A 14,600-nucleotide genomic window follows, 5' to 3' on the forward strand; every position below is an offset into this window, starting at 1 on the left:
GTGGGGTCCTGACCCACTTTGATCTGCCAACAGCCCTTGAGCAACCGCACCAGGTTGACCACGGGCTGTTGATCTCCCAAAGAAGGTCAGGAAGGCCCGGGGGAGGGAGTCTGCAGCGGATAGGGTTGGTTCATGAGCGACCACCACATCAAGCGCCTCGTGATCATGCGGCATGCCAAGGCTGATTGGCCCATGGGTGTGCCTGATCATGAGCGTCCCCTCGAAGAGCGTGGGCATCGGGAAGCGCCGCTCGCGGGCAAATGGTTGCTCAAGCAGGGCGTGGTGCCGGATTTCATCCTGTGCTCGTCCGCGCTGAGGACCCGCCAGACCTGCACCTGGGTCTGCGATGAGCTGGGTGACAAAGCGCCGACCCCTAAACTCGAGGACGGCCTGTACGCCGCCTCCGCGAACCGCATGTTGACGGTCATCAATCATGTTCCTGACACGGTGACCACGCTGATGGTCATCTCACACATGCCCGGCGTCCAGGATCTGGCCATGCACTTGGCTTCGCGTGATTCGGACCACGACGCGTACATGGATGCCGCTACCCGATACCCAACGAGTGCGTTGACGGTACTGGAGACGGAGAAGTCCTGGGCTGAGCTGGACGGGCAGGACGCGCGGCTGACGCACTTCAGCGTGCCCCGCGCATAATCTGCTATTGCGAGTTACTTGGGTCTCCGTGGGCTAACTGCGGCATGCACATGCAACGAATCTCGAAAACGGGCAGGCCCGCCGCTTCGTCTCCGTGCCCTGTTGCGATCAGATACTCGCCGTCGAACATATATACCGGCAATTGCGGTGCCATGTATTCGTTGTAACGGCTGGGGTACACCCATTGCCCGCGGATATCGAACGCCGGCAGTGCGTAGGGATCGCGCCGGTTGTGGGCACTCGGATACAGTCCGTCGTCGATCATGATGTAACTCACCAGGCCATAGGTGTGATGGTGGTTCATGTCCGTTGGAAAGAGGATTGCTTCCACAGTTGGGCCCCTTCAAAAGTTTCGACTATCGCGCTCCGGACGGCGCGGAAGGCTAGGTAAGGTTAGCCTAAGCTAACAGTGAGCCGAGCGTCGAATGTTCTCCTGTGTGACGTTGATCGCACCCGGTTAGCCTTAGGGCAGGGGCAACCCGTCCGAAACCTCGCGCAGTACGCGAACGGCCTGGCGAATGGTGGGGCTGGCGGTCATCGTTTTCCTGTACACAACCCCAACTGAACGTTGCTGGACGGGATTCATGACGGGGATGGCAACGACTCCCGGTGGGAGCAGCGGCCTTCCCAGGCGTGGTACCAGCGCCACGGCTACCCCTTGCTCCACCATGGCGATGTGCGTGGAAAAGTCCGGATCGTAAACGCGGATGTCGGGAACCCGCCCCAGCCCGGCGAAGATCTGCAGCAGGGCCTCGTTGCAGATAGCCCCCGCCGGGGTGCTGATCCAGGTCTCGTTTAGCAAGTCTTCACGCTCGACGGCGGTGCGGGACGCGAGAGGGTGGGTGCTGTTAACAAGGACATCGGCTTGGTCAACGCAGAGATCCTCGTGGACCAGGTTCTCCGGGATCACCAGGGGTACGGAGTTCCAGTTGTGGACCACTGCCAGTTCCGCCTCGCCGGATGCCACCCGCTGCACGGCTTCGCGCGGGTCTTCAGCCAGCACCGTAATCTTCACGGCGGGGTGGGTGGCCGCCATGCGCCCGAGCATGGGTCCCACCAACCCCCGGCATGCGGTGGAGAAGGCCACCAATCTCAGCAGGCCCGACGGCTTGGCGGGATCAGCGAGCAGCGTTGCCTGAAGCTCCTCGAGTTCACCCATGATCCGGCGGCCATAGCCGGCCAATGCCAGCCCACGCTCGGTGAGGAGCACGCCGCGGCCATTGCGCTCCAGGACCACAACACCGGTCTGTTTTTCCAGTTTTTTGATCTGCTGTGACACCGCGGAGGGGCTGAACCCCATGACGTCGGATGCTGCCACTACCGAGCCATGCTGTTCCACGGCTACAAGCGCCCTCAGGGCTGAGATATCGATCATGAAGCAAATCTACGCGGTTAGGTACAGAATTCAACGCTGGTGCTTCACGCTAAAGGGAGGCAGAGTGTACTTGTGAACCTTCGCCACGCTGCCCTTGCCGTCTTGGTCGCCGTCTTATGGGGTATCAACTTCGTCGCCATTGACCTCGGCCTGCACACGAACGGCAGGGAAGTCCCTCCGCTGCTCTTCGTGGCAATGCGCTTCCTTCTCGTCGTTTTTCCGTTCATCCTGTTCATCCGAAAGCCGGACGTGGGCTGGAAGGCGATAGTCGGCGTCGGACTCTTCATGAGTGCCGGTCAATTCGGCCTCTTGTACCTGGGCATGGCACTCGGGATGCCGGCGGGCTTGGCCTCGCTGGTCCTCCAAGCGCAGGTCCTGTTGACCATCCTGCTGGCATCGAGGTTCCTGGGGGAGAAGCCCAGCCGGCGTCAGATGGCCGGAGTGGTGCTGGGCATCGCAGGCCTGGGCGTGGTGGCACTGGGGCGCAGCGCTGTGGCGCCGGTCCTTCCCCTCGTGATCGTTTTGGCCGCGGCGTTGTCCTGGGCTGTTGGCAACGTGGTGGCCCGGCACTCCAAAGCCGCTTCCGGGTTGGGACTGGTGGTGTGGTCCGGCGCAGTGGTCCCTGTTCCGTTGGCGGGGTTGTCGTTGGTAGTCGACGGGCCTGGCACCGTGTGGGCAACGCTCACGGACCTGCAACCGGCCACCATCCTCAGTGCGATTTACACGGCGGTGTTTGCTTCCCTGATCGGGTATGGCATCTGGAACCGGTTGTTGTCGCTGTACCCGAGTTCCGACGTCGTGCCCTTTACGCTGTTGGTCCCGGTGGTGGGGATGACGGCGGCGTGGCTGGTCTTGAATGAAATTCCCACCCTTACCGAAATCATGGGTGGGCTGATCCTGCTGCTGGGCGTGGCCACGGCAGTGCTCGGGACTGGACGAAAAATCCGGCCCGAAGTGACCATTGCGGGGCCCGCTCTGCGGCTATAAATCCCGCGGAGTCATGCAGAGCGGGCCTCGCAACGGCGGAATCAGCGCAGCGTGAAGATCGTCCGGTGCCAGTCCTTCTTGATGACGCCGTCCAGCTCCACCATCACGTGCTTCACCTGGGTGTATTCCTCGAAGGAGTACGCAGACATGTCCTTTCCGAATCCGGACTGCTTGAAACCGCCATGGGGCATCTCGGAAATGATCGGGATGTGGTCGTTGACCCAGACGCAGCCTGCCTTGATCTCGCGGGTGGCGCGCATGGCTCGTTGGAGGTTGTTGGTCCAGGCTGACGCTGCGAGTCCGTAGACGGTGTCGTTGGCGAGATGGATCGCTTCGTCATCGGTGTCGAAGGGAAGAACCACCAGGACCGGGCCGAAGACCTCGTCCTTGACAATCTCCGAGTCAGGCGCCGCATCCACCACCAACGTGGGGCGGTAAAAGGCGCCGTCGGCAAGGCCCTTGCCCGTGGGAGCGTAGCCCCCGGCCACCACTTTGCTGTAGCCCCGGGCCCGCTCCACCATCCCCGCCACGTGGTCCCGTTGCTTGAAGGAGACCAGCGGGCCAAGGTCCGCGTCGGGATCCCCGGGTGCACCAAGAACGATCCCCTCGAAGTGCTCGGCGACCTTTGCCACGAACTCGTCATAAACACTGCGGTGCACAATGGCTCGGGTTGCTGCGGTGCAGTCCTGACCCGTGTTGATGAGGGAGCCGGCCACGGCGCCATGCACTGCGGCGTCCAAGGTGGCGTCGTCGAACACCACAAAAGGTGCTTTTCCGCCCAGTTCAAGGTGCACGCGCTTGGCGTTGACGGCAGCAGCTTCCAGGACCGTGCGGCCAATGGCGGTGGAGCCTGTAAAGGACACCATGTCCACGTCCGGGTGCTGCATGAGGGCGGCCCCTACAGAGGCTCCGTCACCCACCACCACGTTCACCACGCCGTCGGGCAGTCCGGCATCCGTGAGCGCCTGCGCGAACATGAGGGATGTCAGTGGTGTGATCTCGGCAGGCTTGAGGACAATGGTGTTGCCGGCGGCGATCGCGGGCAGTATCTTCCACGCCGCCATCTGCAGAGGGTAGTTCCACGGCGCAATGGACCCCACCACGCCAATCGCCTCGCGGCGGATGGAGGAGGTGTGCTGTGGCGAGTACTCAGCTGTGGCTTTGCCTTCGAGATGGCGTGAGGCTCCTGCGAAGAAGTCGATGTTGTCGATGGTGCCGGGGACGTCGAATTCGCGGGTCAACCGCAACGGTTTGCCCGTCTGTGAACTTTCCACCCGGGAGAACTCCGCGGCCCGTTCCTCCATAATCCGGGCGAACTTTTGCAAAATCCCGGCTCGTTCTCCTGCGGTAGTCCGGGACCACGCCGGGAAGGCTGAACGGGCTGCAGCCACCGCGGCCTCGAGGTCCGCCACCGAGGCGAGGCTGACGGTTTCCACCACGTCCGAAGTCGCCGGGTTGATGACGTCCAGGGTGTTTCCCGAGGTGCCGGGCAGGAGTTTTCCGTTAATGAACTGATGCATGGGGTGCCGTGCTTTCCCTGCCGGGCGTCGGTGTCCGGGCAGTGATGAAGGAACGACGCCGGGTGGCGGCGTGCGTGCGGTGAAGGTGGGTTGGGTGCGTGGCAGGCTGTCAGGCCTGCGGCGCCTGCGCGCTTTCGCGTTCGGCGCTGTCCAGGATGGCTGCGAGACCGGCTTGGAAAGCTTTCAGTGAGTCGAGGGTTTGCAGTGCAGCGTGGTGCTTTTCAAGGAGCGGGTGCCCGGTAATTCGGGTGAAGACCCTGGGGTTGAGCCAGGGATCGTGGCCCTCGGAGTCCGGGAGCCGCTGGATTTCCACCGCAATGCCGGCGCCGAGCGCAAGGGTGTAGCTTTCCAAGGCGGCGTAGTAGTGCACCACGCGGTCCTCTTCGAGCCCGGCGTCGGTGAGGCATTGGAGGACGAACTCGATTGCCGTCAATTCACCGGGGCCGTAAGTGTCCGTGGCGAAGGACTCGCTGCCAAGGGAGGGGTGCTGCATGAAGACCCGGAGGAGTTCATCGAGGTACGTCTCCAGCCGGGTGCGCCAGTCCTGGTCGCGTGCCGAGGCCAGCGTTCGATCCACGGACATCATGAACAACTTGTCCAGCGCTGCCCTGACGATTGCGTCCCGGTTCCGGAAGTGGCGGTAGACGGCGGTGGCGTCTACTTCAAGTTCCTGCCCCAGTCGTCGGACGGTCAGCCGCTCACTGGGTTCCTGGCTGGAAATCCGGAGGACGGCGTCAATGATGGTAGCTGGGTCCAAGCGCGTGCGGCGGTCCGTTGACTGTGCTGGCTGCACCATCTGTTGTCCGCCTTCCATGCGATCCCCGGTTGATTATCAACCTACATGATCCATGGCCACCTCCTTTCGAGGACAAGTCAAAGTCTTTGTCAGCACTGATGTCAACACCGTTGACATTAATGTGATCCGGCTCATAGTCTGTCTCGCAGAGTTGAATTTCCCACGAAAGGACTCGATCGTGCACGCAGAGATTTTGTTGGAGAACGGATGGGTTTACACCGGCAATGACGCCGGACCCGTCCAGGCCAGCGTGGCAATAGGCGAGGGCAGGGTGATCGCCGTCGGCGGCGCTGAAGACTTCGAGGCAACGGCGACGCCGGACACCCGCCGTGTGGACCTGGAAGGGCAACTGGTGCTTCCCGGATTCCAGGACGCCCACATCCACCCCATCTTCGCAGGGATAGAGCTGCTCCAGTGCGACCTGACGGAGGTGGGCAGCGCAGAAGAAGCTGTAGAAACAGTGGCCCGCTACGCCGCGGACAACCCGGACCAACCGTGGATCGTGGGCGCAGGATGGTCCATGGACCTGTTCCACGGGGGCACCCCTGGCCGGGAGTTGCTTGATGCCGTGGTCCCGGACCGGCCCGTGTACCTCGTCAACAGGGACCACCACGGAGCTTGGGCCAACACTGCGGCGTTCAAAGCCGCCGGGATCACCAAGGACACACCTGATCCGGACGGTGGTCGGCTGGAACGCGAAGAGGACGGCACACCGGCAGGCACCGTCCACGAAGGTGCCATGGACCTCTTCAACGCGGTAAAGCCGGCAGTGCCTTACGAGTTGGCGTACCAAGGGTTGCTCGCATCCCAGAAATTGCTGCTCGCCCAAGGCATCACTGCCTGGCAGGACGCCTGGGTCCCCATCCCGGAGGGCGGACATGCCGATCACCTGGAGGTCTACCAGGACGCAGCGAAGGCAGCGGACCTCAAAGTCAGGGTCACGGCATGCCAGTGGTGGGACAGGACCGCCGGTATGTCCCAGCTGGAAGCAATCGTGGAACGCCGGAACACGGTGGCCGCAGCATTCGACCCCCTGCAGCTCAACGCCAACACGGTCAAAGTCATGGTGGACGGCGTGGCCGAGAACTACACGGCCGCCATGCACCACGTCTACCTGGACCACCACGGCCACCACACGGACAACCGCGGGATCGAGTTCTTCGAGCCAGAGCAGTTGAAGGAGTTTGTCACCGCCATAGATGCCGAGGGTATGCAGGTTCACTTCCATGCCCTTGGCGACCGCGCTGTCACGGATGCCCTGGACGCGCTGGAGGCAGCCCGGAACAGCAACGGCGCCAACGATCACCGGCACCACCTCGCCCACTTGCAGGTGGTCCGCGGCCAGGACATTCCCCGTTTCCCTGAGCTCAATGCGGCCGCCAACGTACAGGCACTGTGGGCCTGCCACGAGGAACAGATGGACACCCTGACGCTCCCGTTCCTTGAACCGGGCGCCGAGGACAGACACTATCCCTTCGGTGAGCTGGCTTCTGCGGGTGCCCGATTGGTGGCGGGCAGCGATTGGCCGGTCTCCACTGCCGACCCCATTGCGGCCATCCATGTGGCAGTGAACCGCACAGCCCCGGGAGAAAACCTCCCCCCGCTCGGCCCGGCATCACAAAAGCTCAGCCTCAAACAGATCGTGGACGCCTACACCCACGGCACTGCTTGGATCAACCACCTGGACGCCGCAACGGGGACTGTGGAACCGGGGAAACTCGCCGACCTCGCGGTCCTGGATGTCAATCTTTTCGAGCTTCCTGTGGAGGAACTGCACCGGGGAGTGGTGACGCAGACGTGGATTGGGGGCGAGTGCGTCTATGACCGGGCGGCAGCCCAAAGCCCGGTCGCGGAAACAGCCCGCGGCCAGCAGCCGGCGGTGATGCAGTGAGGCCGCCAACAGCGGGTGGCACCATGCGCCGCAAACAGCGGACGACGCCGTCGCGCATCACCGCGGTGATGGTGGCCGGCGTCGTGCTCGGCCTGGTCCTGGGCGGCTGCGGCGCGCGGCCCGCCAGCGTGACCGGCTCCGCGGGCGGTGCCAAGTACACCCTGGCCGACTCCACAGATGCACCCACCAAGGAGATCGACAACTTCAGTTGGGCCATGTACGCGGAGCCGTTCTCCCTGGACTACGCCTACGCCTTCGACTACCCGGACAATACCGTCCTTTCCAACGTGTGCGAATCGCTCTTCCGATGGAACGCTGACCTCTCGACCTCGCCCGGCCTGGCCACGGGAGTGGAGAATCCTGATCCCCTGACGTGGATTTACACCATCCGCCAAGGGGTGAAGTTCCACGACGGCACCGAGATGACGGCGGATGACGTCGTCGCTTCCCTGAGCCGCCACCTCGACCCGGAGGTGGGCTCGTTCTGGGCATCGTCCTACCAAAACGTGGAGTCCATCGAGAAGACCGGCGACTACGAAGTCACGGTCACCACCACCCGTCCGGACTACGTGTTCAACTCTTCCCTGGTGGGCGCCCCGGGTGTGGTGGAGTCCGCAGCAACCCTTGAGGAAGCGGGCAAGGACTACGGCAACTCAAAAACGGGCGTGAACTGCACGGGACCGTTCCAGTTCGATCAGTGGGAAGCAGGGGAGAGCATCACCCTCAAACGCTTCGACGACTACTGGGATCCGGACCTGAAAGCCAAATCGAAGCAGGTCACGTTCACCATGCTCCCGGACGCCACCTCCCGCATCAACGCCTTCCAAACGGGCGAAATCGACGGCGGCTTCGCGATCCCGTCCAATGCGATCGACATCCTCAAAGCCAACAAGGACGCCGGGTCCCTGTACTTCGGCAATGACACCTCCGTACAGAGCATGGTCTTCACCAACCTGGCCGGGACCTTCCAGGACGTCCGGGTGCGCAAGGCACTCATGATGGCCATCAACCGGGACGCACTGATCAAGGCCGCGGAGCAGGGCTACGCCAAGAACACGGATGCACTGACCACCAGGAGCGTGTGGAAGGACGTCCCGGCTGCCACAGCTGATGAGGCCTTTGATGGGCTCCTCTCCACGCCCTATGACCTGGAAGAGGCAAAGAAGCTGGTGAAGGAAGCCGGGGCCGAAGACAGCAAGTTCGTCTTTGCCACCGCCTCCCTGAATGCCGCGTTCGACATCACTGCACGGGCCATCGCGTCCGCAGCCAAGGAGATCGGCTTGGAACCGGAAATCCAGACCATGTCCAACGACAAATACACCACCTTGTTCTCGGACCCGGAGGCCCGCAAGAATGTGGACCTGCTGGTGACGTCCTGGTACCTCTCCAGCACCGAGCCCTTGGAAATGTACAGCGTGCTGCGGACCGGCGACTTCAGCAATTACGGCGGCTGGAGCAACGCGGAATTCGATGACCTGGTGAACTCCGCCTACAGCGTGCAGGACCCGGAGGCCCGCGGCAAACTCACCGGCCAGGCCGCCAAGCTGGCCAGCGAGGAAGTGGTCTGGGGACCGCTCTACGAAACCGTCACCTCCATGTGGCTCGGCAAACGCATCACCGGTGCGGACCCGTCCATCAATTACATGTACTACCCGTGGGCAGCCCAGATAGGAGGTCGCTGATATGACCGCTACAGAACAAGTCCAGGCTGCCAACACGCCGGGCGCTCCCAGCCACAAGCGGGACAAACGCAGGGCGGTCCGCCCGGCGGTCTACATCGTGAAGAAGCTGCTTGCCCTGGTGCTGACGTTGTTCGTTGCCTCCGTGGCCGTGTTCTTCTCCCGTTTCCTGGTCCCCGGAGACCCTGCCCGCTTCCTGCTCAGGGGACGCAGCCCCAAACCCGAGGCACTGGAAGAGATCACCCGGCAGTTCGGCTTGGATAAGCCGGCCTGGGAACAGTACCTGAACTGGCTCGGCGGCATCCTGCACGGGGACTGGGGCCGCTCACTGACCTACCGCCAGGACGTCTCCGACGTCTTGCTCGGCCGGCTGCCCACCACCCTGCAACTCGTCGCCTTGGCCGCGGTGTTCATTACTGTCCTCGGCTTGTTTGCCGGGATCGTCGCCAGCCTTAACAAGGGTTTCAGCGACCGCTTCATCCTCATCACGCTCACTGCGGCCGGGGCTGTTCCTCCGTTCGTTGCGGCCATTGCCCTGGTAGCGCTCTTCTCCGTGGGGCTGGGCTGGTTCCCCTCCTTTGGAAGCGGCGACGGCGGATGGGACCGGATCTGGCATCTCACCCTCCCGGCGCTCGCGTTGGGCATCACCTACATCGCCATGGTTGCCAGGGTGACGCGGTCCTCCATGAACGAGCAATTGCTCCGCGAACACGTGGAGGTGGCCACCAGCCGTGGACTCACCCGTGGGTCCGTGATGGCACGCCATGTGCTGCGCAACGCCTTGGGGCCCATCCTGACCGTGAGCGGCGTGCTCGTGGCCGGACTCCTGGTCTCCAGCGCCATCATCGAGCGGACCTTCGGCCTCTCCGGCATCGGGCAACTCCTGGTGCAGTCCATCGACAGGCTCGACTTCGGTGTTGTCCAAGCGATCGTCATGGTGGTGGTTGCAGCGTTCGTCCTGGTCAACACCGTGGTGGATCTCGTCCAACCCCTCATTGATCCGCGGATCGCGGCCGGAACGGAGTCCCGATGACGTTAGCCATCCAGCTGCCACAGGCGGGGCTTCGCCGTTACGGCAGCCTCCTGTCACCCATGGCGTGGGGCGCGCTTGCCGTTGCCGCCGCCGTCGTACTTCTTTCCCTGTTCGCCCCGGTCCTGGCGCCGTACGACCCGGACTATGTAGACCTCAACAACGTTTTGGCCGGTCCCAGCGGGCAGCATCTGCTGGGTACGGATGCCTTGGGCCGCGATCTCCTCAGCCGGCTCATGCACGGTGGTCGGACGTCGCTGCTGGGGCCCACCATCGTGGTGATCGGATCCACTGTCCTCGGATTGCTGCTTGGCTTGGTGGCTGGCTGGTCGGAGGGCTGGCTGGGCAAGGTTTTGGGCCGCCTTTTTGATCTCCTCTTTGCTTTTCCCGCGCTGCTCATGGCCATGCTTGCCATCGCCCTGTTCGGTAAGGGGCTCTTGGCGCCCATCCTGGCCATGACCATTGCGTACGTTCCGTACGTGGCCCGGCTCGCGCAGTCATTGGTGGTGGCCGAACGCAGCAGGCCGTACGTCCAGGCTTACAGGGTGCTCGGTTTCCGAACACCCTGGGTGGTGCTGGGACGGGTTCTCCCCAACCTCATTCCCACTGTTGGGGCCCAATCGACCCTGAATTTCGGCTATGTGCTGGCAGACCTCGCGGCGCTCTCCTTTATCGGGCTTGGGGTCCAACCGCCCACCAGCGACTGGGGCGCCATGATCGAGGAATCCCGCGGCGCCCTGCTGGGCGGCTATCTCCTGCCTGCCTTCTGGCCCGCTGTGGTGGTGGTCCTGGTGGTGGTGGCCGTCAACGTCATCGGCGAGGAAATCTCAGACCGCATTGGAGGAAAAATTTCATGAGCCACCTCTTGCAGATTGAAAACTTTACGCTTGGGTTTCCGGGCAGGCCGCCGCTGCTGGACAGCGTTTCCCTGCACGTGAACGACGGCGAAGCAGTCGCCTTGGTGGGGGAGTCCGGCTCAGGCAAGTCCCTGACCACCCGTGCCGCGCTGGGGTTGTTTCCCGGTGGTGCACAGTCCTCCGGCGTCGTGTCCGTGAAGGGCCTCGACACCCTGACGGCCAGCAAGCAGCGGCTCATGGAGCTGCGCCGCGGACATGCCTCGATGATCTTCCAGGACCCCCGGGCAGGCATCAACCCGGTCCGGACCGTGGGGGACTTCCTCACTGAAACACTCGTGCGGTTTGACGGCCTGAGCCGCGCCGAGGCCACAGAACGCGCAGTGAAACAACTGGAGCAAGTGGGGCTTCGGCGGGCCAAGGAACTCATGGACCAGCACCCGCACCAACTTTCCGGCGGCATGCTCCAGCGCGTCATGATTGCTGCGGCCCTCCTGAACTCGCCGGACCTGTTGCTGTGCGACGAGCCCACCACCGCCCTGGATGTCACCACCCAGGCCGGGATTGTGCGGCTCCTGCGCGAAGAACAACAGTCCCGCGGGATGGGCATGCTGTTCATCACGCATGATCTCAACCTGGCTGCGGGCCTGTGTGAGCGCGTCTATGTTCTCCGTCGCGGGGAAGTGGTGGAACACGGACCAACCCAGGCTGTTTTCCTGACGCCCCAGCAGGACTACACACGGCAGTTGGTGGAGGCGACTCCTGTCATAGAGGTGGGGTCTGGCTCCGCCTTGGCTGCGGCTCCCGGGCATGAGCCGGCAGGGTCTCCTTTGCTGGAGGTCTCCTGGTTGTCCAAGAGCTACCACCTGCCCGGCGGAGAAGTCATCAGCGCCTTGGAGAACGCCCATTTCAGCTTGCCTGAGGGCGGGTCCTTGGGCATCGTGGGCGAGTCCGGTTCCGGGAAGTCCACGCTCGCCAGGCTGGTGCTGGGGCTTGAAACCGCCACAGCAGGCGAACTCACCCTTCGCGGAGTCACCAGGCCACACCGGCCGCTGAAGGCATCCGAAAGGAAAGTGTTGGCCAAGGAAGTACAGATTGTTTTCCAGGATCCGTACCTGTCCTTGGATCCCCGGATCGCTGTTGGCAATGCTGTTGCCGATGTTTTCCGGCTGCACCAAAAGCAGGGACGCAAGGAAGCCAAGGACAGTGCACGCGACCTCCTGGCAAGGGTGGGGATCGGGTCCGAACGGTTCGACGCCAAGCCCCGGGCCCTCTCTGGCGGACAGCGTCAACGTGTCGCCTTGGCCAAGGCCCTTGCCGCACGACCCCGCCTGTTGGTACTGGACGAGGCCACCAGTGCGTTGGACGTCTCCGTCCAGGCCCAGGTGCTCGAACTCGTGGAGGAACTGCGTGACCAGCTTGGACTGACCATCCTGTTCGTCACCCACGACCTGGCCGTGGTGTCACGCCTCTGTTCTGAGCTCATCGTGATGCATCAGGGACGGATCGTGGAGCAGGGGCTCACGGCACGAATCCTTGAGGACCCTGGAGATGAGTACACGCGGAACCTCATCGCCTCCCGTCCCCGGCCCTTGTGGGACGTCCAACCGGTCATTGCCTGACCGGATAAGAACATCACCATTGAAACAGGAGAACCTCCCGTGAAGACCACCGTTTTCGAACGGAATGTCCCGCAGACCGCCGTCGTATCCCACGCGCTGGAAGGTGCCGCCCATCGGCCCTTCTGGATCGACGACCTGAAGGACTCAGCTACTCATTACCCACAGCTCGACGGCGATGCTGCCGCCGACCTCGTGATCATCGGCGGCGGATACACCGGCCTGTGGACAGCACTTCGCGCCAAGGAACGTGACCCTGGCCGGACGGTGATCCTGCTGGAAGCAGAACAAGTTGCCTGGGCGGCGTCCGGCCGTAATGGCGGCTTCTGCGAGGCGAGCCTGACCCACGGCCACGAGAACGGCAAGAACCGTTGGCCCGGCGAGTTGGAGATCCTGGACCGTCTGGGCATGGAGAACCTGGACCGCATGCAGGAAGCCGTGGAGAAATACGGCATGGACTGCGACTGGGAGCGGACCGGTGAGCTCAACGTTGCCGTCGAACCCCATCAGGTGGCGTGGCTCCAGGGGGACGACAGCCCCGGCAGCGTCTTCCTGGACCAGGAGGCCATCCGGGCAGAGGTCAATTCCCCTACGTACTTGGCGGGACGTTGGCACAAGGACTCCGTGGCGATGGTCCACCCGTACAAACTCGGCCTTGAACTGGCGAGGGTGGCAGCGGAGTTGGGCGTGGTGATCCACGAAGGAACGCGTGTGCGTGAACTCAAGGACCATGATTCCGGCGTCACCGTGGTCACGGAAAGAGGCAACGTAGAGGCCGGGTACGTGGTCCTTGGCACCAACGTGTTTCCGTCCCTGCTCAAGCGGAACCAGCTCATGACTGTTCCGGTGTACGACTATGCGCTCATGACCGAACCCCTGACGGCAGAACAGCTGGAGTCCATCGGGTGGAGCAAACGCCAGGGAATTGGCGATGTTGCCAACCAGTTCCACTACTACCGCATCACCAAGGACCACAGGATTCTTTTTGGCGGGTACGATGCTCTCTACTTCTGGGGCCGTCGCGTGGACCAGCGGCACGAATACCAGCCGGAGACCTGGGAGAGGATCGCCTCCCACTTCTTCACGACGTTCCCGCAGTTGGAGGGACTGAAGTTCACGCACAAGTGGGCCGGTCCCATCGACTCGAGCACGCAGTTCTGCGCGTTCTTCGGTACAGCGCGGAAAGGGCGCGTTGCGTACGCGGCTGGTTTCACGGGGCTGGGAGTGGGGGCCACAGCCTTCGCGGCGGACGTCCTCCTGGACCTGCTGGCCGGCCTCGACACCGAGCGCACCCGGGTGGAGATGGTTAGGAAACGGCCGCTTCCCTTCCCTCCCGAGCCGCTGGCCTCCCTGGGCATCAACCTGACCCGCTGGTCCATGGACAGGGCCGACCACAATCAAGGAAAACGGAACCTCATCCTCAAAGCGCTCGACGCCGTCGGGCTGGGTTTCGACTCCTGACCCTCCCAACTAAGTAACAGCACATGTCGTAATGAGTGCCCATTGCGACATGTGCTGTTACCTACTTGGGGACGTTAGCGCTTGGGGGCCGGCTTGCGCTGGGCGGACGCGCTCGACGCCGGTCGCTTGGCAGGCGTCGTTGGCGTCCGGGGTGCGGGACGCTTCACGGCCGGGGTTTTCGTGGCGCCGGAAGTACGCGGTGCTGATTGAACCGGTCGCTTGGCCGGTGTCCCTGCGCGCGTCGCAGGTTTGCGCGGCGCGGGGGTGCGCTTTGCCGCCGTCGAAGGCCTTTCGGCAGAGGCAGCGGCACGCGAACCAAACGACGGCACCACCGCGCCGAGGAACAGCACAGCCAGTGTCCCGACCCCGGCCGCGGCAGCCAGGTAGAAGTAGATGTCGGAGTCCTGGGTGCTCCCGGCACTGCCCAAGGCGTTGGCATCCTGGTTGAAGGCGATACCCCACATCCTCAGGAACGCGATGCCGCAACCAATGAACAGGCTGGTGCCCGCCGCGCCAAGGAGGACCACGAAGTAGCGGCGGCGGTTGAAAACCTGGACGAGGGACGCCAAATAGCAGACCAGCACGGCGCCCAGGAACAGGTACAGCACCAGCTCTTCCAAGACCACGGCCGCCAGTACCAAGAGCCCGAGCGACACAAAGGCTGCCACTACCGCAAGCTTTCCACTGTTCCCCATGTGACGCATGAGGTTAATCATCGCCGACCAAGTGGC

The 14,600-nt window shown here is 63.3% G+C and carries 13 protein-coding genes; 8 read left to right on the forward strand and 5 right to left on the reverse strand.

Annotated features, from left to right (window positions below; translation table 11 throughout):
* Window positions 1-132 precede the first annotated feature (132 nt).
* Window positions 133-657 carry a histidine phosphatase family protein gene (locus AYX22_RS04530; RefSeq protein WP_207596295.1) on the forward strand — a complete coding sequence of 175 codons (525 nt, stop codon included), beginning with the start codon at window positions 133-135 and terminating at the stop codon, window positions 655-657.
* 4 nt (window positions 658-661) lie between these two features.
* On the opposite strand, the gene AYX22_RS04535 is transcribed toward AYX22_RS04530, so the two are convergent.
* Window positions 662-988, reverse strand: a complete 327-nt coding sequence (locus tag AYX22_RS04535) for a hypothetical protein (protein ID WP_242703527.1) — start codon at window positions 986-988, stop codon at window positions 662-664.
* Window positions 989-1,120: 132 nt separating this feature from the next.
* A complete protein-coding gene (locus AYX22_RS04540) occupies window positions 1,121-2,032 on the reverse strand; it encodes a LysR substrate-binding domain-containing protein (RefSeq protein ID WP_207596296.1) in 912 nt (303 codons plus the stop codon).
* A gap of 72 nt (window positions 2,033-2,104) precedes the next feature.
* Here AYX22_RS04540 and AYX22_RS04545 point away from each other — a divergent pair, with 72 nt between their 5' ends.
* Window positions 2,105-3,019 (forward strand): EamA family transporter, encoded by a 915-nt coding sequence (locus tag AYX22_RS04545; RefSeq protein ID WP_207596297.1) that lies wholly within the window; start codon window positions 2,105-2,107, stop codon window positions 3,017-3,019.
* A gap of 41 nt (window positions 3,020-3,060) precedes the next feature.
* Here AYX22_RS04545 and AYX22_RS04550 read toward each other — a convergent pair whose 3' ends face one another.
* Both AYX22_RS04550 and AYX22_RS04555 read right to left on the reverse strand, forming a co-directional pair.
* Complete coding sequence (locus AYX22_RS04550) at window positions 3,061-4,539, reverse strand: gamma-aminobutyraldehyde dehydrogenase (protein WP_207596298.1); 1,479 nt, start codon at window positions 4,537-4,539, stop codon at window positions 3,061-3,063.
* A gap of 109 nt (window positions 4,540-4,648) precedes the next feature.
* The gene (locus tag AYX22_RS04555) at window positions 4,649-5,335 is read right to left on the reverse strand and encodes a TetR/AcrR family transcriptional regulator (protein WP_242703528.1); all 687 of its coding nucleotides are present in this window, start codon (window positions 5,333-5,335) and stop codon (window positions 4,649-4,651) included.
* A gap of 178 nt (window positions 5,336-5,513) precedes the next feature.
* On the opposite strand from AYX22_RS04555, the gene AYX22_RS04560 reads away from it, so the two are divergent.
* From AYX22_RS04560 to AYX22_RS04585, 6 genes are read left to right on the forward strand one after another with little or no spacing between them, the layout of a single operon-like run.
* A complete protein-coding gene (locus AYX22_RS04560; protein ID WP_207596300.1) occupies window positions 5,514-7,226 on the forward strand; it encodes an amidohydrolase in 1,713 nt (570 codons plus the stop codon).
* A gap of 23 nt (window positions 7,227-7,249) precedes the next feature.
* Window positions 7,250-8,908, forward strand: a complete 1,659-nt coding sequence (locus AYX22_RS04565; RefSeq protein WP_207596301.1) for an ABC transporter substrate-binding protein — start codon at window positions 7,250-7,252, stop codon at window positions 8,906-8,908.
* A gap of 1 nt (window position 8,909) precedes the next feature.
* A complete protein-coding gene (locus tag AYX22_RS04570) occupies window positions 8,910-9,938 on the forward strand; it encodes an ABC transporter permease (protein ID WP_207596302.1) in 1,029 nt (342 codons plus the stop codon).
* On the forward strand, window positions 9,935-10,792 hold the full coding sequence (locus AYX22_RS04575) for an ABC transporter permease (protein WP_207596303.1): 858 nt from the start codon (window positions 9,935-9,937) through the stop codon (window positions 10,790-10,792). Before AYX22_RS04570 ends, AYX22_RS04575 begins: the two co-directional genes overlap by 4 nt.
* Window positions 10,789-12,411 (forward strand): ABC transporter ATP-binding protein, encoded by a 1,623-nt coding sequence (locus AYX22_RS04580; RefSeq protein ID WP_207596305.1) that lies wholly within the window; start codon window positions 10,789-10,791, stop codon window positions 12,409-12,411. The genes AYX22_RS04575 and AYX22_RS04580 overlap by 4 nt, the downstream gene beginning before the upstream one ends.
* Window positions 12,412-12,450: 39 nt before the next feature.
* Window positions 12,451-13,869, forward strand: a complete 1,419-nt coding sequence (locus tag AYX22_RS04585) for an FAD-binding oxidoreductase (RefSeq protein WP_207596306.1) — start codon at window positions 12,451-12,453, stop codon at window positions 13,867-13,869.
* 74 nt (window positions 13,870-13,943) lie between these two features.
* On the opposite strand, the gene AYX22_RS04590 is transcribed toward AYX22_RS04585, so the two are convergent.
* A complete protein-coding gene (locus AYX22_RS04590; RefSeq protein ID WP_242703529.1) occupies window positions 13,944-14,564 on the reverse strand; it encodes a hypothetical protein in 621 nt (206 codons plus the stop codon).
* Between the last annotated feature and the right edge of the window lie 36 nt (window positions 14,565-14,600).

This window comes from Arthrobacter sp. D5-1 (genome assembly GCF_017357425.1).
Taxonomy (GTDB): domain Bacteria; phylum Actinomycetota; class Actinomycetes; order Actinomycetales; family Micrococcaceae; genus Arthrobacter.